Below are 19361 nucleotides of genomic sequence, written 5' to 3'. Positions count from 1 at the left end.
AAATATGAAATTTATTATTTTAGGCTGTGGTAGTTCAATGGGTGTACCAAGACCAGATGGTTTTTTTGGAAATTGTGACCCAAATAATAAAAAAAATTACAGAACAAGATGCTCAGCTTTATTGAAAACTACTAATGAAAATATACTAATAGATACTTCACCAGATTTAAGAGAACAACTTTTAAGACATAAAATTAAAAAAATAAATAAAGTTCTGTTTTCTCATATGCATGGAGATCAAACTCATGGAATTAATGATTTAAGATCTTTTTATATAAATAGCAGAAAACAAATTGATGTTTATGCGGATAGTGATACTTCAAAATATCTTAAAAATTCATTTTCATACATTTTCAAAAGTTACTCAAAAGAATATCCAGCAACATTAAATTTAAATAAATTGCCAAAAAATATTTATACAAGAAATAAGAATAAAAAAATTAATATTCAATCTATTACGGTTGAGCATGGTAAGGTTGATTCAAATTGTTTTATTATTGATAAAAAATTAGCTTATATCAGTGATGTAAGTAAAATTTTTAAAAAAGATTTCAAATATTTTAAAAACTTGAAATATTTAATAATTGATTGTTTATGGTACAATTTTCACCCATCACATTTCAACTTGGAAAGTTCACTTAATATAATCAAAATGTTCAATCCCAAAAAAGCTATTCTTACAAATTTATCACCAGTTTTAGATTATAAAGTACTTAAAAAGTTATTACCTAAAAATGTTATACCTGCTCATGATGGTTTAACTTTAGAATTATAAAATATTTTCAATTGATTTAATTAACTTTTTTGACATTGGTTTAGTAAAAGATGCAAATGTATCTTCAACTTTTCCTTCTTTGTTAATTAAAATTTTATGAAAATTCCATTTTGGAACAGCAGATTTACCATGATTATCTTTTGCCCATTTGAAAAGTTCATGAGCATTTTCTCCTTTAACTTCTGTGATTGTTGTTAGTGGAAAATTGATATTGAAATTTACTTCACAGAACTCTTTTACATCTGCATTATTTTTTTTTTCTTGATTAAAAGAGTTTGAAGGGACACCAAGAACAACTAATCCTTTGTCTTTATATAAATCCCATAATTCCTGCAATTCGTCATATTGTTTGGTGAAACCACAAAAACTAGCTGTATTAACTACTAGAATAACTTTATCTTTGTAATCATTTAAATTTATTGTTTCACCGGTTATGCTTTCAATTTTAAAATCATAAAACTTTTTTTCATAGTTTGCTGTTGCTGAGGTTTTAAAAAAAATCATAAATATAGAAAATAGAAATACTACTTTTTTCATTTCTTAGGTTTATTTGGAGTAAGTAATATTAAAAAATAACCAAATAAAGTAGATAGTAAAGAACCAGTCAAAACACCGATTTTTACACCATCCATATATTGCATGTTTTCAACGAAAGCTAAATTTCCTACAAACAAACTCATTGTGAAACCAATACCAGTAAGAACTCCAACTCCATAAAAATTGTACCAACTTGTATCGTTTGGCATTTGGGCTACTTTTAATTTTATTGATATATAAGAGAATATAAATACACCAAGTTGTTTTCCCAAGAATAGACCAAGTACAATACCTAATGGAACTTTATCTAACAATGAAGCGAAAGATAAGCCTTCAAGAGAAACGCCTGCATTAGCAAACGCGAATAAAGGCATTATTCCAAAAGCAACATAAGGACTAATTGCATGTTCTATTTTTATTAATAAAGAAAAATCTTTGTCTTTTTTTCTATGTGGGATTGTAATAGCCAGCAAAACACCAGCAATAGTAGCGTGGATACCTGAGTTATGAGTAAAATCCCAAAGGAAAAGTCCTACTACTAAATAAGGTAAGAATTTTTTGATATTAAATTTATTTATTAACAACAAAACAATAAAAGCTAACAGCATTAATGTTAAATACTTAATGCTTAAATCTCCAGAGTAGAATAGAGCAATTATTACTATTGCTCCTAAATCATCAATTATAGCTAAAGCTGTTAAGAATACTTTTAATGATAAAGGGACTCTTTTTCCAAGTAATGACAAAACTCCTAAAGAAAAAGCTATATCTGTTGCTGAAGGAATAGCCCATCCATTTAAAGTTTCACTATCTCCTAAATTAATAAAAACATAGAATAATGCAGGAACCAACATTCCTCCTACAGCAGCTATGATTGGCAGTAAAGCTTGTTTAATATTAGAAAGTTCACCTTGTAGAAATTCTCTTTTTATTTCTAAGGTGACAAAGAAAAAGAATATTGCCATCAACGCATCGTTTATCCAATGTAATACAGATAATTTTAGACCAAAATTATTAATACCTATAAATAAGTATTTATTTAAAGTAGCAAAATATAAATCTGCTAATCCTGAGTTACTTATAAATAATGCAATTACTGCTGCAAACAAAAGAACGAGTCCACTTGCAGCTTCTAATTTAAAAAACCATCTAAAAGGTTTAGATATATAATTTATCATAAAATTTTAAATTAGGTCTATAATAAATAGTTTTATATCTTGCAATGTTTCAAAAAGGTTGAATAATATTACTTCTAGTCTAGGAAATACATTAATAAGTGGTGTTTTAAGTGTATCAACCAAGATTATTAGAGCAACAAAAGATATAATTAAAACTATCAAATAAGAAAATAATTTAGATTTTTTACTTTCTGACTTTTCAACAGTTTTTAAGTTTTCTTTTTTTATTTCAGCTTCAATTATTTTTTCTTGTTTTGATGGTTTACTAATTTCTAAATTTTTTTCATTTACTTTATTATTTTGTTCAGTTTTATTTGTAGAAACATTATTGTTTAATGTTAAGTGAGCTTCACTTTCATTTTGTGGCTTGTAAAACCAAACTCTTTCACATGATCCACATTGTAGCTCTCGTCCTTCATTGGGAATTAACGAACTATTAATTTTGAATTGTTTCTTTTCGCAAGGACAAGTAATTATCATGCCTCGTTATATAACAGATTTTACTCAAAATTCTTTTAATTTAGGCTTCTTTATACATTGAAATTATCAATAACTACTGTATTAGTACTTCGATCGGAGTGTAGCGCAGCCTGGTAGCGCATCTGGTTTGGGACCAGAGGGTCGCAGGTTCGAATCCTGCCACTCCGACCATCTTTATGAAAAAAGCAATTATTTACATTCCAAATAAAAACCCAATGCAATCAGGTTTAGCTAAAAATGACAAATGGGTATTAGAATTTAAAACAAAAGATCCAACAAAAAACCCTTTGATGGGTTGGGAAAGTTCATCGGATACTTATTCAGAATTAAAATTAGAATTTTCATCAAAAGAGCTTGCAATAAATTATGCAAAAAAAAAGAAAATAGAATTTGAATTAATTGAACCCAGAAAAAGAAAAACTGTAAAAAAATCTTACGCTGATAATTTTTTAAAATAAAAAATGTTTAGGTTTTTCACACAAAAACATTGGATGTTATGGTCATGGATTGGATCAGCGATAATTTTATCTTCACTTTGGATACAGGTAAAAATTGATGTAAAAATTAATGAATGGTTTGGTCAGTTCTACGATATGATTCAAAAAGCATTGGGCGCACCAAATTCTATAACCATAGAAGAATATTGGGCAAGCTTATTATCTTTCATAACGTTAGCTGCTATGTATGTGGGTGTAGCAGTTATTGTTAGTTTTTTTACTTCTCACTATTTATTCAGATGGAGAACTGCTATGGTTGAATGGTATCATAGCGTATATGATAAAGCTCGAAGAATAGAAGGCGCTGCTCAAAGGGTTCAAGAAGATACTATTAAGTTTTCTAGAATAATGGAATCGTTAGGAACTAGTTTAATTGAAGCTTTAATGATACTTGTTGAGTTTATGCCAATTTTATTTGGTTTAAGTGTTGGAATTCCAATTTTTTTCTTTGGTGATTGGGATTATGGATTAATAGTAGGTGCTTTAATCTGGTCAGTAGGGGGAACTATATTTTTAATTATTCTTGGTCTAATTTTGAGATTAGTAGGCGTTGAGTACGATCTACAAAAAAAAGAAGCAGCTTATAGAAAAATACTTGTAATTGCTGAGGATGATGGAACTATTCGTCCAAAAACTATTGAAGAATTATTTGACGGTGTGAGAAATATTCACTTTTTAAGTTATATTAGATACTTATATTTCAACATTGGTAGAATTGCATACTTGCAGGCAAATGTATTATCAGCATATGTTTTTTTAGCTCCAGCGATCGTAGCTGGAGCCGTTACGCTTGGTGTAATGCAACAGATAATTAGAGCTTTTGGTAGAGTTGAAGGTTCTATGCAGTATATATTGAAAGCTTGGCCAACTATAATTGAACTTGCTAGTGTGTATAAACGTCTAAGAGAATTTGAGTCAAAAATTGTACAAGAGGATTTAATTGATAAACAAGCCTAATGGCCATTAATAAAAAATTTATTGATCAATTTGTAAACGTAACCTCAAAAGCAGCAATAGCTTCATCATATTTTGTTGGCAAAAAAGATAAAATAGCTGCTGATAAAGCAGCAGTAGATTCTATGAGATCAGAATTAAATAATATAGATATGACAGGTCAAATAGTTATAGGTGAAGGTGAGTTGGATGAGGCTCCAATGTTGTACATTGGCGAAAAACTTGGAACTAAAAATGGCCCTGAATTTGATATAGCTGTTGACCCATTGGAAGGAACTAATTTTGCAGCCAATAACCTCCCTGGTGCCTTATCAGTAATAGCAATTGCGGAAAAAAATAACTTATTTAAAGCTCCAGAAACTTATATGGAAAAAATCTCAACCAAAGTACAAGAAAAAAATGTTGTTGATTTAGATTACTCAGTTAAAAAAAATATTTTTAATTTAAGCGAATACTTAAATAAAAAGCCAGAGAATTTAACTGCATGTATTTTGGAAAGACCTAGACATGATAAAATTATTACTGAATTAAGAGATTTAAAAGTTAAAACTAAATTTATATCTGATGGAGATGTATCTGGAGCACTATTAGTAACTGATGATAAATACTCTGTTGATATTTTTTTAGGAACAGGTGGAGGGCCTGAAGGTGTCTTGGCAGCTGCTGCATTAGATGCTTTTGATTGTGGTTTTCAAGGTAGATTTCTATTCGAAACGGATAAAGACAAGAAAAGAGCTAAAGAAATGGGAATCAAAGATCTATCAAAAAAATATGATTTAAATGAAATTATTAAAGGTGACTCGATTTTTTGTGCAACTGGGATTACCTCGGGTGATTTAGTTTCAGGCATAAAAAAGGAAGAAGATAAATTTATTTCAGAAACTTTAGTGACACATAAACACTCAAACCTTAAAAAGGTTGTAAAATTAAAACAAAAATTAATACGATAAGCTTGATTAATCATCTTTTTTGCAATAAAAAGCAGCAATTCGGTCCCTTCGTCTATCGGTTAGGACACGTGGTTTTCATCCTCGAAAGAGGGGTTCGATTCCCCTAGGGACCGCCAGATATGATATAAACCTTAATGGTTTATTATGTTTATTTAATTAAAACTTTAGAAAATTACCCAAAAAAGACATACGTTGGCTATACAAATGACCTAAATCAAAGATTAGTCAAACACAATAATAATAAAGGAGCTAAATCTACAAGAGGTTATAAATGGAAATTAATTTATAAAAAAAGATTTTATTCAAAATCAAAAGCGCTTTCATTTGAATATAAGTTAAAAAAAGATAGAAAAGAAAGATCACAGATAATTTATGATTTTACCAAAAAAAAATCTTAAGATCGCAACAATATTACCTTACAAAGAAAATTATTCTTTTAAAAAGGCTTCAGCTGCATCTCTTTGGGTTTCAGAATTTTTTAAAAAATCAAAATATAAAAAAGAGAATATAATTTATGGTCACACTAAACATACTGATTATTTAACTGTTAATTATAAAAACATAAAATTAAATAATATAAAGTCAAAATTTAAAAGTACGACAAATGAATATGCTAATAAATTGTCTAGAGAATTAAATAATCAAGCTTTTGATATAGTAGAAATACATAATAGACCTCAGTTATTATTTAAATTAATAAAGTTAGTTAAAAATAGATTTATTTTTTATTTTCATAACGATCCAATCTCTATGAAAGGTTCGAAAACAGTTAAAGAAAGATTAAAAATTTTAGAGTCAGTTGAAAAAATAATATTTGTAAGTGAATGGGTTCGTAATAGATTTTTTTTAAATTTAGATAAGAAATTACAGACTAAAACTGAAATAGTTTATCCAAGCGTCAATAAGCAAAAAAAAGTTAAAAAAAATAAAAATATAATATTTGTTGGTAGGTTAAATTATTCAAAAGGTTATGATATTTTTAAAACCGCTATACTTAAAATACTTGATGAATTTCCTAATTGGAATGCATATTCACTGGGCGACGAAGATAGAAGAAATATTTATATTAATCACAATAAACATAAAGAACTAGGTTTTCTTAACCACAAAAAAACATTAAATATTTTAAACCAATCAGAGATAGCTATCGTTCCATCAAGATGGGAAGAGCCATTTGGAAGAACATCTCTAGAGGCTTCTTCTCGAGGTTGTGCCACAATAATAAGTAATAGAGGAGGGTTACCAGAGACTACTGATGCAGCAATAATTTTAAAAAATCTTAATTCAAATGACCTTTATTTAGAAATTAAAAAATTGATTAAAAACAATAAAAAAAGGAAATCTTTACAATTAAATGGTCGAAATAATATCAAACATTTAATTAGTGAAAATACAAAAGTAATAGACCAAATACGTGAAAGTTGTGTTCCTTTTTTTAAAATTAATTTTAATAAAAAAAAATTAAAAATAATAAATTTATACAACCAAGGTCAGAAACTTAATCATAGGCTTTTTAATATTTCTTTAGGAAAAAAATTTACTAATGGTTTTGTTAGAAATGGTCATGATGTATTAGAAATTAGTGATAGAGATTTTCTAAAAAACAATAAATCGTTTAGTTTAATTCCTAACAAAAATAATTTTCAAAAATTCTTAATTGAAACCTTTAAAAATTACAATCCAGATATTGTTTTTTTTGGACATACTAAAAATATTGAACTTAATACTCTTGATGAATTTAGATCGATTAATAAAAATCTTATTATGTCACAATGGAATGAGGATCCGATCATGCCTAGTCTTAATTATTCGAAACAAAATATTTCTAATATCAAACAATATTCAAGTTTTGTAGATCATAACTTCATTACAACAGATCCATCGGTATTAAAAAAAGAAATAAACAATAATAATTTTCATTTTTTCTTTGTGCCTGTTGATAAAAATATTGAGAGTTTTGAGGTTTACAAAATGCGTCCTAAAAAAGATTTATTTTATGCAATGAGTCATGGTGTGAATAGAGCCACATTAAAAGAAGGGACAGAAGATGAAAGAATTAACTTTTTAGATAAACTTGTTAAAAAAATTCCAGATATAAAATATGATTTTTATGGATTTTCAAATAAACAACCTATTTGGGGAAATGAATTTAACAATGCTCTTATAAATTCAAAAATGGGTCTTAATCTTAGTAGGGGCAAGCCTACCAAATATTATTCAAGTAATAGAATTGCTTCAATAATGGGAAATGGTTTACTTACATTTATCGATGAGAAAGTTCAAATGAGAGATTTTTTTAATAAAAATGAAATTATTTTTTACAAAAATATTAACGATTTAGCTGATAAAATAAAATTTTATTCTAAAAATAATAAAATCAGACAAAAAATTGCTAGATCAGGACAAAAAAAATACTTTAAATTATTTAATGAAACCAAAATTTCAAAATTTTTTGTAGATATATCTTTGGGTAATAATACAAAGTTACTCTAAAAAAATTTATGTTAAGTTTTCTTGTTAAGATACCAATACTTAAAAGATTAATTCCTTCTTTTTATAAAAAATACATTTTTTTTTCAAAAGATCATGAAAAAACAATAGTTGTTAATGGTGTTTATTTTGATTTAGATTTACGGCATTTAATTGATAGACGTTTTTTTTTTCACAAAGCCTATGAAGATGAGCTATTTAATCCTTTGTCTAATATTATTGAGAAATACAATGTAGATTATTTTTTTGATATTGGATCTTGTTGGGGTATTTATTCCTTAAGATTGGCAAAAAAATTTAATAAACTTAATATTATTGCCTATGATCCTATTAAAAAAAATATAGAAAGATTAGAAAATTCTATAATTAAAAATAAAATTTCTAATATTCATACTTTAAAAGTTGCAATAGGAGATAAAAAAGGTTTTGTTACTTTGGGTGCCACTGAAACTTACTCTCCAAATTATGAGATAAATGAAAAAAATGCTGTAATCACTGAAAAGTGTGAAATTAATACATTAGATAATCTTCATATTAATATCAAAGATAAGTTTATTGTTTTAAAGATTGATACTGAAGGATTTGAATTTAATGTATTAAAAGGAGCTGAAAAATTACTATTAAATAATAAAGTATTTTGTCAAATTGAAATAAAAAATAAAAATTATCAAGATGTTTTCTCATTTTTAAAAAATTACAATTTTAAGTTAGTGTCAATAAATAAATATAATAAGACAGATTATTTTTTTTCTAACTTTTATGAAGAAAATATTACAATCTAAATTTATATTTTTACTTTATTCAAAGCATTATTTTTAAATAAATTTGCTTCTCTTATGTATCTTCTTACCATTTGTGTGGTTTTGTGTCCTGTCATCGCCATAATACTTCTTTCATCTGCACCTGCATCAGCTGCAACAGTAGCAAAACCTGATCTCAAACTATGACCTGCAAAGTTTTTGTTTTCTATGCCTGCCAATCTTAAATATTCTTTAATTAACAAAACTACAGATTGGTCAGTTAATCTATTGTCAGTTAAAACTGATCCTTTTGAAAATCTTCTAAAAATAGGACCAGATTTAATTTTAGAAATTTCCAACCAATTTCTAAGATTAATTACAGGGCAATAGTCTTTGTCATTAAAGTAGGGTAGTCCTTTAATCATTCCCTCTCCAAATTGGTCAGTTTTTGATTTTCTAATAGTTATTTTAAGCCCTTCAGGGACAAATTCTAAGTCTTCATAGTCAATGGATATTAACTCTGTTCGTCTAAATCCACCCCCAAAACCAATTAGAATTATCGCTTTATCTCTAAGCTTCATAGTTTCATTTGACTTTTGCTCATTTATTGAATTAATTATTAATTTTAAATGATTGATTAATATAGGTTTTTTGCCTTTTTGAATGCTTCCTTTTACCCTTCTAATACCCATTAAATTTTCAACAATTATTGGGTGTTTGGTATCCAAATAATGACCTTTAAGTTTATGAACCATGCTAATAGACACTAGACGTCTTCTTAAAGTGCTGAATTTTGAGTTTTTAGAAAGATGAGTCAAATATAACGAAACTATTTTGGGCTCAGTTGGTAATGAGTTTAATCCATGCCTGGAACAAAAAGCTCCAAAGTCTTTAAAATCAGATTTGTAAGCTCTTAATGTATTATTTGCCTTAGAACTTTTTAAATTTTCTAATGTAGCCTCATGAAGAATTTTTAGATCTGTAGATAGCTCATTCATATTATTACTAATGATAACAATTAATTATCGTTAGTAATATATTAATAGAAAATATAAGTCAAGCATATTAGTAATCAATAATGTTAATAAGAATACTTTTTGCTTTAATTATTTTAATTAGTCCAGTTGGTGCTGAAATTAACGAAAAATTTTTTGAAATTAAACTAAAACCCTGTGATCAAAACTATCGAGAATCCGAATTTAAAGATCCTCATTTCTACCATCCAATCAGTTTTGATATAAATTTTAATAAAAAAATCTATAAAAAACCTATTAATTTAATAAAAGCTTGTACCATATCAAAAAAACTTAAGTTTATAATAAATAAATAATATCAGTTATTTAATAATTAAAATTAAAGTAAATGATTAGAAAAATTAAAAGAAAAGATAAGGAAAAATGGATAAAATTGTACTGCGGATATGCAAAATTTTATAAAGTTCCTATGAAACAAGAGATTTTAGATACTTTATGGAGTTGGATACACGATGAAAATCATGTTGTTAATGGAATTTGTTACGAAATTGAAGATAAAATTGTTGGAATTGCACACTACAGAACAATGCCAAGACCAATAAAAGGCCAACACATAGGATTTTTAGATGATTTATTTGTAGATAAACACTTTAGGGGCCAGAAAATAGCTCAAAAACTTATAAAATACCTAGAATCCCTTTCTAAAGAAAATAATTGGGACGGAATTCGTTGGATAACCCACTCTTCCAATGAGACGGCGAAAAAATTATATGATAAGATTGCTAAAAATACAGGATTTGAATTATATGAACTTAAAAGGGACTAAATTTCAGATAAAAGTTTGGAATTATTTAAAAAAAATACCTAAAGGAGAAGTCAGAACTTACCTCCAGGTCGCAAAAGCTATCGGAAAGCCAAAAGCTCATAGAGCAGTTGCAAATGCAGTTGGGAAAAACCCATATCCTCCAAAAATACCTTGTCATAGGGTAATTAGGACTGATGGATCGCTCGGAGGATACTCAGGAAAAGGTGGAATTAAGACTAAACTGCGTTTACTTAGATCTGAAAAAGTGGACATTTAAGGTAAAAAAAGTGTTGAAAATAAAGACTTTTAGACGATTTTCATAAATAATCATGCAAATAGCACCATTCACCCTTCAGTTGTACTACATATCTAAATATAACTAAATAAGTACCCTCTATGGACGATTAAAGAGCATATTCTATTACTGCAATGCTCTACTATTCAATGAAATCAACCCTTTTTTAATGTCTTAAATTTGCTTTATTTTAAAGGTTTTTTAAGTCACCTGCTCTTCAATTTTTGCTTAAAAAATTTACTTTAGAATTTTATTAGTAAAAAAATGTTGGAATTAAACACTTCTAGCAATTTATATTATTTTTCAACGCTTTAACTAAAATTAGTATTTTTTTCTAAATCAATGTGGTCCAAAAAAGCTATTAATATTAATGATTTTAATTAAAAAACCAAAATATTACTCGACTTCAACAAATATTAATGCATTTTAATTATATTTATATATAAATAATTTATTCAATAATTACAATAATTTAGTTGTGTATATTAATGTAAAACATTAATAATTAGTACACAAATAAATACTATTAATTACTCCTTTTTAAAATGTATTCTCTTCTGGTTATATAGAGACCACTTAAGACAATTATAAAAAGACCTAAATAAGTCCAATTATCTGGTAATTCATGAAAGAAATAATAGCTAATTAATATGTTTGTTATGATTTCTGTATAGCCCAAAGGAGCTAATTTTGAAGCATCAGCATATTTGAGTGATAAAATTAAGAAAAGATGGGCTACAGAGGCTATAAGGCCGATTAAAGCCATTAAAATCCAATGATTTGTAGTCGGATTTACCCATACAGAAGGCATAAATAGGCTAATAATGACCGTTCCTATTAAACCTGAAAGCAAAAGCGTTAAAAGAGGGTTATCTGAAGTGCTAAGTTTTCTTGTTATAATAAGGTAAAATCCATAACAAATTCCATTACCTAAAGCAGCTAATGTAGCTAGATTAAGTTCAATAAATCCAGGTCTAATAACAATCAAAGTACCAACAAACCCTAACGATACAGCAGTCCATCTTTTCACCCCTACTTTCTCATTTAAAAAAAATGGAGATAAAGCTGTGACACAAATTGGTGCTACAAATGCTAAAGTTAAAGCTTTAGGGAGTGAAATTTCAGAAATCGCATAAAAGAATAAATACGTAGAAAAAACAAATATCAAACCTCTTATTAGTTGAAGAGCTGGTTTTTTAGTCCAAACTAATGACTGTCTGTAAAATATAAGCATTAAAGACAGAGTAAAAACTACGGTAAAAAAATATCTAGCCCATGTTATTTGCAAAACATCCATTGATGAACTTAAATATTTAGCAAACGCATCCATAACAGGGACAATCATCCAAGCAGACGCATTTAAAATTATAGCCTTCACAGCTGAAAGATATATCTTAATAGAAGTATTTTAAAGCAAAGAATACAACTATTGGAACTGTAATAAATGACATTAATGTAGAAACAACAATTGTGCTAGCAATGTTATCGACTATTTCCTTTGGTGAGTACATTGATCCAATTAAATAATTTAAAATAGCGCTTGGCATAGCAGATTGAATTAAAATTACACCTGCACCAAATCCAGAAAGATCGAAAAAAATTACAATTAAAAAACCAATTATGGGTCCAATGATTACTCTTCCAATAGAGGCAATTATTGAATTGGTGAAAGAAAAAACTTTTAATTTTGTTAATGCAATTCCTAAAGACATTAATATTAAAACAATTGCTGTATATGTTAACAATTCAGTTAAATTAATAATTGCTTTAGGCATCTCCAATTCAAAATAAATAAAAGTAACTGAAAATATAATTGCGTAAAAAGGTGGATTTTTAATTAAAATATTAAAGTCAAATTTTCTGTCGGCTAGAAACACTCCCAATGTAAAGTGAAGTAAAATTATAAGCGAAGATATTGATGCAGCTATTCCTAAACCTTGTGAACCATAAGCAAAAAGACAAATAGGAATACCCATATTTCCATTATTAGGAAGAAGAAAAACTGGGATTTCTCTAATGATATCTTTAGTTTTTAATAGATATAAAATAATTATGCCTGTTAAACCAAAACCAGCAATAGCAATTAAATAATAAATAAAATAACTGGTATATTGTTCAAATGTTATACCTGTAGAAGTAATAGAATATATAACCATTGCAGGCGTACCAACATTTGAGGCAAAAGTAGTAATAAAGGAATTATCGAAATCTGGTTTTTTCTTACCAAGATAATATCCAATCCCAACAACAAAAAATACAGGAAATAATACTTCAATAAGTTTGAAATATATTTCCATTAATCAAGCAATCTAATTAACGTAGGTGATTTTAAGATATTCTTATTTTTTTTAAATATAGATAAACAGCTATTACAATTTAATTCTGTGGTTTTATGAGTAACTATAACGATTGTAGCTTTATTATTTTTTTTATCTGGAGTTTGAATTAATCTTTTTACAGAAATTTTATATTTAGCTAAACGATTGGTTATTTGAGATAAAACGCCTGGTTTATCTTTAACTTCAAATCTTAAATATAGAGAATTAACATAATTATTTACGTTGTAAGTCTTTAAAGTTTTAAGCTTATTTACACTTACACCAAATGGCTTTTTGATATTTCCTCTTAAAATAGATAATAAGTCAGATAATAAAGATGATGAAGTAGGACCTGGTCCAGCACCCTCCCCTTGTAACACACTTTCTCCTACTGGCTTGCCATTAAGGATCACTGCATTCATTACTCCATTTACATTACCAATATATGATTTTTTACTTACAAGACATGGATGAACAGTTTCAAAAAGTTCATTGTTTTTGAGTTCAGAGATACCCAGTAGTTTAATTCTTAAATCTAATTGATTTGCAATTTTAATATCTTTTAAATCAATCTTTTCTATTCCTTCCATTAAACATTTTTTATTTGATATTTTACTATTGAAAGCTAAAGCGGATAAAATTCTCACTTTTGCAAATGCATCAAAACCATTTAAATCTAATTTTGGATTACCTGGTTCTGCATATCCAAGCAGTTGAGCTTTTTTCAAAACATCTACAAAATTTTGCTCAGAATTTTCCATCTCTGATAATATATAATTTGAAGTACCATTTAAAATTCCATAAACTTTAGATAATTTATTAGTAGCTAATCCTTCTTTAATAGATCTCAATATTGGTATCCCACCAGCAACAGATGCTTCGAATTCTAAATTGACATTATTTTTTTCAGCTAGTTTTGCTAAATTATTTCCGTGTTTTGAAATTAAAGCTTTATTTGGAGTAATTACATGAATTTTATTCTTTAAAGCAGTTTCAACTAATTTTTTAGAAACCCCATCAGATTGTCCAATTACTTCAAATAATATATCAACTTTTTCTTTTTTAAAAATATCAAAAGGGTTTTTATAAAAAATTTTTCTATTAATTTTATATTTTCTTTTTTTATTTATATTTTTTGCGGAAATAGCTACTACGTTAACTCTTTTGCCTGTTTTAAGTTCAATATCTTTTTTTTTAGCAATTAGTTCATTGAATAAATAATTACCAACTTGACCAAGTCCAACAACTGCAACATTTACTATATTATTCATTTGCTTATATCTGGATATTTACTTTTTTTAGTATAGTCATCTATATAAATCTCATATTCTTCTAATGTCATTTTTGTTATATCGTCTGACTTTTTAAGTATTTCAGTTATTTTTTTTTGATTTTTTTTATTTTCAGCTGGATGTTCTGTCCAATACTGAGAATCTTTATTTAAAGAGCAATTACATAAAAAAATTAGAAAAATAATTAATAAGTATTTCATTTTAAAGCAGTTCTTTCAGGAAAATTAAATTTATTATTTAAATTTTGTACAGCCTGACCTGCTCCGCCTTTTATTAAATTGTCTATTGCAGAAATAATGATTATTTTGTTTTTATATTTTGATTTACACACTGTGATAAAGCAATTGTTTGTATTTATAACATCATTTGTGCTCAAGAGTTTATCAGAGTCTAATATTTTAACAAAATTTTCACCCTTATAAGACATCTCAAGTGTTTTGATGATTTTTGATTGATTAACATTTTTTTCTAAATCTAAATAAATTGTACTTAATATACCTCTAAACATTGGAGATAAATGTGGAGTAAAACTAAATTGAAAATTTTTATTTGTAAATTTACTTAAAAATTGATGAATTTCAGAATTATGTCTATGAAAACCAACGCCATAAGCACTTAAAGACTCGTATAAATTCTTATCTTTATATTTTTTATGAACTCCTCTACCGGCACCAGAATATCCAGATTTTGAATCAATAATTATATTGTCTAATTTAACTAATTTTTTTTTAATTAACGGAACAAGAGGTAATAATATTGATGTTGGATAACATCCTGGACATGAAATAATATTGTGATTTTTTAATTCATCACGATTTATTTCGGGTAAACAATAAATGCTTTTCTTCTGTAATTTTGGAGCTCGATGTTTTTGTTTATACCATTTTAAATAATCATTAGCTTTTTTTAATCTAAAATCTGCTGCTAAATCAATTAGAGTAATATTATCGTTAAGTTTTTTTGCTATATCTTGAGCTTCACCATTTGGTAGAGCTGTAAAGACAACATCGATACTATTTAACAATTTAGGATTAAATTTTATGATTTTAGGTAATTTTTTTTTTGATAGAGATTTATCATAATAAGAAATATTTTTTCCAACAGATGAATTTCCACATAGATATTTAATATTAATATATTTGTGGTTAATTAATAACTTGATTAATTGAACACCAATATATCCTGTGGATCCGGCAACTAATGCATTAAGCTTAGGCATTTTTTATTATAGCAGTTTAAATTGTAAAAAAAATTATCTTTTAGAAAACTGGAAGCTTCTTCTAGCTTTTCTTCTACCAGGTTTTTTTCTCTCAACAGCTCTAGAGTCTCTGGTTGTGAGCTTTTCAGTTTTCAATGTTGTTTTTAAATTTTCATCAAAGAGAACCAAAGCTTTAGAAATACCATGAACCATTGCTCCAGCTTGACCTGTAGGTCCACCACCTTTTACGCTACATCTAACATCATAATCTGTAGCTTGATTTATAATCTCAAAAGGTCTTGTAATTTGCATTTTGTGAATTTCATCAGCAAAATATTCATTATATAATTTGCCATTTACATAAATTTTACCAGAACCTTTTTTTAACCAAACTTTCGCTATTGAAGTTTTTCTTCTACCTGTCGCGTACTTACTATCTTTAAAATCTAACTTTAATTTTGGAGTTTTAGTGTTTGATTGTACGTTTTCCATATTAGTTTCTTGCAATGTTTTTATTGTTTAGTTTATCTAATTCAATAACTTTTGGATTTTGTGCAGCATGAGGATGTTCACTTCCTGAATAAATTTTTAATTTTGTTAATTGTTTTCTACCCAAAACACCACCTGGTAACATTCTTTTAACTGCTAGTTTCAAAGTTTCTCCAGGTTTTTTTTCATGAAGTTTTTCTGGTGTAGTAACTTTAATTCCACCAGGATGTCCTGTATGTCTATAGTACTTTTTATTTTGAAACTTCTTACCAGTAAATTTTGCTTGTTCGATATTTTTTACTACAACAAAATCTCCATCATCCATGTGAGGTGTATAAGTAGTCTTATTTTTACCTCTAATAATATTAGATACAACGGTCGCTAATCTTCCGACAACTGCATTTTTTGCATCTATCTCATACCAAGATGATGTAACTTGATCTTTTTTTGTGAATTTTGTCATTGTGCGAGGATTAATACTATTAAATTATTCAAAGTCAATTTTATATTTAGCTTGTAAAACATAACTAATATGCTATTTATCAATTGCCGATTTGATCCTATTGCGGGCATAAAACTGCTAAAATGGAATTTTCATAAAATTATAATCGGTAGGCATTTGAACTATATTGTGCGCCTTGCATAAAGCAAAAGCACTAAAAAAGGAGTAAAAATGAGTACAAAAAGAAATAATCCAGAAACTATTGCGATACATGGTGGAGACTACAGAAGTGATCCAGCTACAAATTCAGTAGCAGTTCCAATTTATAGAACAACCTCGTATCAATTTAATAACACTGAACATGCAGCTAATTTATTTGCGTTAAAAGAGTTTGGAAACATCTATACACGAATAATGAATCCAACTAACGATGTGTTGGAAAAGAGAATCGCTGCGCTTGAAGGTGGTCTTGCAAGTTTAACTGTAGCATCTGGGCAAACCGCTTCTACTTTTGCAATATTAAACGTTGCTCAAGCTGGAGACAATATTGTTAGTTCAACAGATCTTTATGGTGGAACAGTTTCTTTATTTACGCATACTTTAAGTAAACTTGGTATAGAAGTGAGATATGCAGATCCATCTGATCCAAAAAACTTTGAAAAAGCAATAGACGATAAAACTAGAGCTTTTTATGGAGAAACATTACCAAACCCATATTTAAGAGTTTTTCCAATTAAAGAGGTTTCAGATATTGGTAGAAAATATAACATTCCATTAATTTTGGATAACACTGCAGCTCCTGTAATTTGTAAACCAATTGAACATGGTGCAGCTGTGGTTGTTTATTCTTTAACAAAATATATAGCAGGTCATGGAACAGTAGTTGGAGGTGCACTAGTAGATGGTGGAAATTTTGATTGGACAGCAGATCCAAAAAGACAACCACTATTTAATGAACCTGATGCAAGTTATGGAGGTGTTGTTTGGGGTAAAGCTGTGCCCGAATTAACAGGTGCAAATGTTGCTTTTGCAGTAAGAGCTAGAGTGACCTTGTTAAGAGATTTAGGATCAGCGCTTTCTCCGGATAATGCATTTGGTGTTATACAAGGACTTGAAACAGTTGCTTTAAGAATGAAACAACACTGTGATAATGCTGCAAAAGTTGTAGAGTACTTAAAAAATCATAAAGCTGTTGAGAGAGTAATTTATTCCACTGAACATAATGAAGAGATATCAAGTCGAGCAAAAAAATATCTGAAAAATGGTAATGGAGCTTTAGTTGGTATTGAATTAGCTGGTGGTATCGAAGCTGGTAAAAAGTTCATTGAGGCTTTAAAAATGTTTTATCACGTTGCAAATATAGGTGATGCTAGAAGTTTAGCAATACACCCAGCAACTACTACTCACAGTCAATTAAATGAGGATGAATTAGCTGCTTCAGGTGTAACTCCAGGATATGTTAGACTTTGTATTGGTTTAGAACATATTGATGATATCATTGATGATTTAGATCAAGCTTTAGACAAATCATCAAAAGGTAATTTAAAAGCAGTTAGTTAATTTTATTTATATGTCTACAAATAGAAATTAATTAATCTGTTTTTTGTATTTTGAAATAAATAAAAAATACAAAGTTGAAAGTATTATCAAAATAGAATTTATCTGGTGTAAAGATGCAAATAACATTTTTACTCCAGATAAAATAGTTATCACACCAAGAAAAATTTGAAATGCTAAAGTCAAACCAATTACAGTAATAGGTTTGTATAATTTTTTGTTTCCAGTGTTAATTACCTTAAAGAAGATTAAGACATAAAAGACAATAATTAAGTATGCTAAATTTCTATGCATAAATTGAACAATAGAGGGATTATCAAAAACTTTTAAATTCAAAAACTCTTTAAAACTACTATCATCTGGAAAATAATTAACTCCCATCAATGGCCAAGTGTTATAGATTTTACCAGCATCCATACCAGATACAAAAGCACCTATAATTAGTTGCAAAAATAATAAAACTAAAAAAATTTTTACTACAAAAAGATTAATTGAAATTGTTTGATTTGATGAGGATGATAACTTTAAAAATTGCCAATATACAATTGATAAAATGATAAATGCTGTTACCAAATGTATTGCTAGTCTATAATGGCTGACATCAATTCTTTCAACTAATCCACTTGATACCATGTACCAACCTAAAAATCCTTGAAAACAAACCAGTAAAAAAATGAGTCCATATTTTTTTATAATCCAAACTCCATGTTTTACTGAAAAATAAACCATTGGGAGCAATACAGTTAAACCAATTATTCTCCCTAACTGCCTGTGTCCCCACTCCCACCAGAATATTACTTTGAATTCATCAAGAGTCATATTGAAGTTTTGTTGGCTATATTCCGGAATTGTTTTATATAAACTAAAGTATTCCAACCATTTATCATCTGTAAAAGGAGGAAAAAAACCAACAAATAATTCCCAAGTAGTAATTGATAGACCGGAGTCAGTTAATCTTGTTAAACCTCCAACCAATATTATTAAAGAAACTAAAACTAATAATGACAGCATCCACAATTTAAGTTGATTATTTAAATGATTATTCTCACTGTACATGCTCAGATAAATATAATAATTATTAAGTATTCCAATAAATTAAATGTCGCCAAATAATAAAAAAAAACTAGATTTAATAAGAGTTAAGCTAGATAAATTAGATAATAAACTGTTATCACTTATAAAATATAGAACAAAACTAGTCGAGGAAGTTTTAAAGCTAAAAGAATTTAAAAAAGAAATCGTAGATAAGAAAAGAATTAATTTTATTTTAAAAAAAATTAAAGCAAAATCCTTAAAACAAGGCATAGATCCAAAAATAACTAATCGCATTTGGAAAAATATGATTTGGTCTTATATTGATTACGAAAGAAGAAATTTTAAAAAAAAATAA

24 protein-coding genes, 2 tRNA genes and 1 riboswitch are annotated in these 19361 nt (G+C 27.6%); of the genes, 14 read left to right on the top strand and 12 right to left on the bottom strand.

The features are described 5' to 3' along the window. The first annotated feature begins 4 nt into the window (after nt 1-4). The gene (locus tag ACTTAS_RS02665) at nt 5-775 is read left to right on the top strand and encodes an MBL fold metallo-hydrolase (protein WP_075506711.1); all 771 of its coding nucleotides are present in this window, start codon (nt 5-7) and stop codon (nt 773-775) included. Here the strand turns inward: ACTTAS_RS02665 and ACTTAS_RS02660 are convergent. Genes ACTTAS_RS02660 through ACTTAS_RS02650 form a run of 3 tightly spaced genes read right to left on the bottom strand, consistent with a single transcriptional unit; the run spans nt 770 to nt 2970 of the window. After that, nucleotides 770-1312: a glutathione peroxidase gene (locus ACTTAS_RS02660; RefSeq protein WP_440678239.1), complete on the bottom strand. Its 543-nt coding sequence runs from the start codon at nt 1310-1312 to the stop codon at nt 770-772. The two genes, ACTTAS_RS02665 and ACTTAS_RS02660, sit on opposite strands and share 6 nt — an antisense overlap. Beyond that, nucleotides 1309-2490 (bottom strand): Na+/H+ antiporter NhaA, encoded by a 1182-nt coding sequence (gene nhaA, locus ACTTAS_RS02655; RefSeq protein WP_440678238.1) that lies wholly within the window; start codon nt 2488-2490, stop codon nt 1309-1311. Before nhaA ends, ACTTAS_RS02660 begins: the two co-directional genes overlap by 4 nt. A gap of 6 nt (nt 2491-2496) precedes the next feature. Continuing rightward, entirely contained in the window at nt 2497-2970 is a 474-nt protein-coding gene (locus ACTTAS_RS02650; RefSeq protein WP_440678237.1) for a zinc-ribbon domain-containing protein, read from the bottom strand. 94 nt (nt 2971-3064) lie between these two features. On the opposite strand from ACTTAS_RS02650, the gene ACTTAS_RS02645 reads away from it, so the two are divergent. The 8 genes from ACTTAS_RS02645 to ACTTAS_RS02610 all read left to right on the top strand — a co-directional run bounded on the left by ACTTAS_RS02645 (nt 3065) and on the right by ACTTAS_RS02610 (nt 8643). Next, nucleotides 3065-3141 (top strand) — tRNA-Pro (locus ACTTAS_RS02645). A 5-nt stretch (nt 3142-3146) separates the two neighbouring features. Then, nucleotides 3147-3428, top strand: coding sequence for an ETC complex I subunit (locus tag ACTTAS_RS02640; RefSeq protein WP_440678236.1), 282 nt, complete (start codon nt 3147-3149; stop codon nt 3426-3428). A gap of 3 nt (nt 3429-3431) precedes the next feature. After that, nucleotides 3432-4424, top strand: coding sequence for a putative transporter (locus ACTTAS_RS02635; RefSeq protein WP_440678235.1), 993 nt, complete (start codon nt 3432-3434; stop codon nt 4422-4424). Then, entirely contained in the window at nt 4424-5371 is a 948-nt protein-coding gene (gene glpX, locus ACTTAS_RS02630; RefSeq protein ID WP_440678234.1) for a class II fructose-bisphosphatase, read from the top strand. Before ACTTAS_RS02635 ends, glpX begins: the two co-directional genes overlap by 1 nt. Before the next feature lie 41 nt (nt 5372-5412). After that, nucleotides 5413-5487: transfer RNA gene (locus ACTTAS_RS02625), tRNA-Glu, on the top strand. Between the two features lie 18 nt (nt 5488-5505). Next, nucleotides 5506-5769: a GIY-YIG nuclease family protein gene (locus tag ACTTAS_RS02620; RefSeq protein WP_440678233.1), complete on the top strand. Its 264-nt coding sequence runs from the start codon at nt 5506-5508 to the stop codon at nt 5767-5769. Further along, nucleotides 5744-7864 carry a glycosyltransferase gene (locus tag ACTTAS_RS02615; RefSeq protein ID WP_440678232.1) on the top strand — a complete coding sequence of 707 codons (2121 nt, stop codon included), beginning with the start codon at nt 5744-5746 and terminating at the stop codon, nt 7862-7864. The genes ACTTAS_RS02620 and ACTTAS_RS02615 overlap by 26 nt, the downstream gene beginning before the upstream one ends. 8 nt (nt 7865-7872) lie before the next feature. After that, a complete protein-coding gene (locus ACTTAS_RS02610; protein WP_440678231.1) occupies nt 7873-8643 on the top strand; it encodes an FkbM family methyltransferase in 771 nt (256 codons plus the stop codon). A gap of 2 nt (nt 8644-8645) precedes the next feature. Here the strand turns inward: ACTTAS_RS02610 and ACTTAS_RS02605 are convergent, their stop codons facing one another. After that, a complete protein-coding gene (locus tag ACTTAS_RS02605) occupies nt 8646-9599 on the bottom strand; it encodes a site-specific integrase (RefSeq protein WP_440678230.1) in 954 nt (317 codons plus the stop codon). 80 nt (nt 9600-9679) lie between these two features. Between ACTTAS_RS02605 and ACTTAS_RS02600 the strand changes: the two genes are divergently transcribed. Genes ACTTAS_RS02600 through ACTTAS_RS02590 form a run of 3 tightly spaced genes read left to right on the top strand, consistent with a single transcriptional unit; the run spans nt 9680 to nt 10657 of the window. Then, nucleotides 9680-9931, top strand: coding sequence for a hypothetical protein (locus ACTTAS_RS02600; RefSeq protein ID WP_440678229.1), 252 nt, complete (start codon nt 9680-9682; stop codon nt 9929-9931). A 32-nt stretch (nt 9932-9963) separates the two neighbouring features. Then, nucleotides 9964-10401 carry an N-acetyltransferase family protein gene (locus ACTTAS_RS02595; RefSeq protein WP_440678228.1) on the top strand — a complete coding sequence of 146 codons (438 nt, stop codon included), beginning with the start codon at nt 9964-9966 and terminating at the stop codon, nt 10399-10401. After that, nucleotides 10382-10657, top strand: a complete 276-nt coding sequence (locus ACTTAS_RS02590) for a methylated-DNA--[protein]-cysteine S-methyltransferase (RefSeq protein ID WP_440618399.1) — start codon at nt 10382-10384, stop codon at nt 10655-10657. Before ACTTAS_RS02595 ends, ACTTAS_RS02590 begins: the two co-directional genes overlap by 20 nt. A gap of 544 nt (nt 10658-11201) precedes the next feature. Here ACTTAS_RS02590 and ACTTAS_RS02585 read toward each other — a convergent pair. Genes ACTTAS_RS02585 through rplM form a run of 7 tightly spaced genes read right to left on the bottom strand, consistent with a single transcriptional unit; the run spans nt 11202 to nt 16435 of the window. Beyond that, the gene (locus tag ACTTAS_RS02585; RefSeq protein ID WP_440614350.1) at nt 11202-12053 is read right to left on the bottom strand and encodes a DMT family transporter; all 852 of its coding nucleotides are present in this window, start codon (nt 12051-12053) and stop codon (nt 11202-11204) included. Between the two features lie 16 nt (nt 12054-12069). After that, complete coding sequence (locus tag ACTTAS_RS02580; RefSeq protein WP_440678227.1) at nt 12070-12972, bottom strand: AEC family transporter; 903 nt, start codon at nt 12970-12972, stop codon at nt 12070-12072. Next, nucleotides 12972-14264 (bottom strand): homoserine dehydrogenase, encoded by a 1293-nt coding sequence (locus ACTTAS_RS02575; RefSeq protein WP_440678226.1) that lies wholly within the window; start codon nt 14262-14264, stop codon nt 12972-12974. The genes ACTTAS_RS02580 and ACTTAS_RS02575 overlap by 1 nt, the downstream gene beginning before the upstream one ends. Further along, nucleotides 14261-14485: a hypothetical protein gene (locus ACTTAS_RS02570; protein WP_440618395.1), complete on the bottom strand. Its 225-nt coding sequence runs from the start codon at nt 14483-14485 to the stop codon at nt 14261-14263. The genes ACTTAS_RS02575 and ACTTAS_RS02570 overlap by 4 nt, the downstream gene beginning before the upstream one ends. Next, nucleotides 14482-15504 (bottom strand): N-acetyl-gamma-glutamyl-phosphate reductase, encoded by a 1023-nt coding sequence (argC, locus tag ACTTAS_RS02565; RefSeq protein WP_440678225.1) that lies wholly within the window; start codon nt 15502-15504, stop codon nt 14482-14484. The genes ACTTAS_RS02570 and argC overlap by 4 nt, the downstream gene beginning before the upstream one ends. A gap of 33 nt (nt 15505-15537) precedes the next feature. After that, complete coding sequence (gene rpsI / locus ACTTAS_RS02560) at nt 15538-15975, bottom strand: 30S ribosomal protein S9 (protein WP_440614345.1); 438 nt, start codon at nt 15973-15975, stop codon at nt 15538-15540. A 1-nt stretch (nt 15976) separates the two neighbouring features. Then, a complete protein-coding gene (rplM, locus tag ACTTAS_RS02555; protein WP_440614344.1) occupies nt 15977-16435 on the bottom strand; it encodes a 50S ribosomal protein L13 in 459 nt (152 codons plus the stop codon). 141 nt (nt 16436-16576) lie between these two features. Then, nucleotides 16577-16643: riboswitch (SAM riboswitch) on the top strand. Between the two features lie 2 nt (nt 16644-16645). On the opposite strand from rplM, the gene ACTTAS_RS02550 reads away from it, so the two are divergent. Continuing rightward, entirely contained in the window at nt 16646-17974 is a 1329-nt protein-coding gene (locus ACTTAS_RS02550) for an O-acetylhomoserine aminocarboxypropyltransferase/cysteine synthase family protein (RefSeq protein ID WP_440649103.1), read from the top strand. A 27-nt stretch (nt 17975-18001) separates the two neighbouring features. On the opposite strand, the gene ACTTAS_RS02545 is transcribed toward ACTTAS_RS02550, so the two are convergent. Next, nucleotides 18002-18982, bottom strand: coding sequence for a COX15/CtaA family protein (locus ACTTAS_RS02545; RefSeq protein ID WP_440678224.1), 981 nt, complete (start codon nt 18980-18982; stop codon nt 18002-18004). Nucleotides 18983-19070: 88 nt separating this feature from the next. Between ACTTAS_RS02545 and ACTTAS_RS02540 the strand changes: the two genes are divergently transcribed. Then, on the top strand, nt 19071-19361 hold the full coding sequence (locus ACTTAS_RS02540) for a chorismate mutase (protein ID WP_075506733.1): 291 nt from the start codon (nt 19071-19073) through the stop codon (nt 19359-19361).

It is taken from the genome of Candidatus Pelagibacter sp. HIMB1611 (genome assembly GCF_052047715.1).
Classification (GTDB): Bacteria; Pseudomonadota; Alphaproteobacteria; order Pelagibacterales; family Pelagibacteraceae; genus Pelagibacter.
The sequence above is the reverse complement of the archived record's forward strand: the minus strand, read 5'-3'. Positions and strand labels throughout refer to the sequence as shown.

What these genes read in the sequence shown, in the direction of transcription:
- ACTTAS_RS02550 (WP_440649103.1), top strand. Translation starts at nt 16,646, where the DNA reads ATGAGTACAAAAAGAAATAATCCAGAAACTATTGCGATACATGGTGGA.
- glpX (WP_440678234.1), top strand. Translation starts at nt 4,424, where the DNA reads ATGGCCATTAATAAAAAATTTATTGATCAATTTGTAAACGTAACCTCA.
- ACTTAS_RS02610 (WP_440678231.1), top strand. Translation starts at nt 7,873, where the DNA reads ATGTTAAGTTTTCTTGTTAAGATACCAATACTTAAAAGATTAATTCCT.
- ACTTAS_RS02570 (WP_440618395.1), bottom strand. Translation starts at nt 14,485, where the DNA reads ATGAAATACTTATTAATTATTTTTCTAATTTTTTTATGTAATTGCTCT.
- ACTTAS_RS02540 (WP_075506733.1), top strand. Translation starts at nt 19,071, where the DNA reads ATGTCGCCAAATAATAAAAAAAAACTAGATTTAATAAGAGTTAAGCTA.
- ACTTAS_RS02545 (WP_440678224.1), bottom strand. Translation starts at nt 18,982, where the DNA reads ATGCTGTCATTATTAGTTTTAGTTTCTTTAATAATATTGGTTGGAGGT.
- ACTTAS_RS02580 (WP_440678227.1), bottom strand. Translation starts at nt 12,972, where the DNA reads ATGGAAATATATTTCAAACTTATTGAAGTATTATTTCCTGTATTTTTT.
- ACTTAS_RS02640 (WP_440678236.1), top strand. Translation starts at nt 3,147, where the DNA reads ATGAAAAAAGCAATTATTTACATTCCAAATAAAAACCCAATGCAATCA.
- nhaA (WP_440678238.1), bottom strand. Translation starts at nt 2,490, where the DNA reads ATGATAAATTATATATCTAAACCTTTTAGATGGTTTTTTAAATTAGAA.
- ACTTAS_RS02605 (WP_440678230.1), bottom strand. Translation starts at nt 9,599, where the DNA reads ATGAATGAGCTATCTACAGATCTAAAAATTCTTCATGAGGCTACATTA.
- rpsI (WP_440614345.1), bottom strand. Translation starts at nt 15,975, where the DNA reads ATGGAAAACGTACAATCAAACACTAAAACTCCAAAATTAAAGTTAGAT.
- ACTTAS_RS02615 (WP_440678232.1), top strand. Translation starts at nt 5,744, where the DNA reads ATGATTTTACCAAAAAAAAATCTTAAGATCGCAACAATATTACCTTAC.
- argC (WP_440678225.1), bottom strand. Translation starts at nt 15,504, where the DNA reads ATGCCTAAGCTTAATGCATTAGTTGCCGGATCCACAGGATATATTGGT.
- ACTTAS_RS02650 (WP_440678237.1), bottom strand. Translation starts at nt 2,970, where the DNA reads ATGATAATTACTTGTCCTTGCGAAAAGAAACAATTCAAAATTAATAGT.
- rplM (WP_440614344.1), bottom strand. Translation starts at nt 16,435, where the DNA reads ATGACAAAATTCACAAAAAAAGATCAAGTTACATCATCTTGGTATGAG.
- ACTTAS_RS02590 (WP_440618399.1), top strand. Translation starts at nt 10,382, where the DNA reads ATGAACTTAAAAGGGACTAAATTTCAGATAAAAGTTTGGAATTATTTA.
- ACTTAS_RS02635 (WP_440678235.1), top strand. Translation starts at nt 3,432, where the DNA reads ATGTTTAGGTTTTTCACACAAAAACATTGGATGTTATGGTCATGGATT.
- ACTTAS_RS02600 (WP_440678229.1), top strand. Translation starts at nt 9,680, where the DNA reads ATGTTAATAAGAATACTTTTTGCTTTAATTATTTTAATTAGTCCAGTT.
- ACTTAS_RS02660 (WP_440678239.1), bottom strand. Translation starts at nt 1,312, where the DNA reads ATGAAAAAAGTAGTATTTCTATTTTCTATATTTATGATTTTTTTTAAA.
- ACTTAS_RS02595 (WP_440678228.1), top strand. Translation starts at nt 9,964, where the DNA reads ATGATTAGAAAAATTAAAAGAAAAGATAAGGAAAAATGGATAAAATTG.
- ACTTAS_RS02575 (WP_440678226.1), bottom strand. Translation starts at nt 14,264, where the DNA reads ATGAATAATATAGTAAATGTTGCAGTTGTTGGACTTGGTCAAGTTGGT.
- ACTTAS_RS02665 (WP_075506711.1), top strand. Translation starts at nt 5, where the DNA reads ATGAAATTTATTATTTTAGGCTGTGGTAGTTCAATGGGTGTACCAAGA.
- ACTTAS_RS02620 (WP_440678233.1), top strand. Translation starts at nt 5,506, where the DNA reads ATGGTTTATTATGTTTATTTAATTAAAACTTTAGAAAATTACCCAAAA.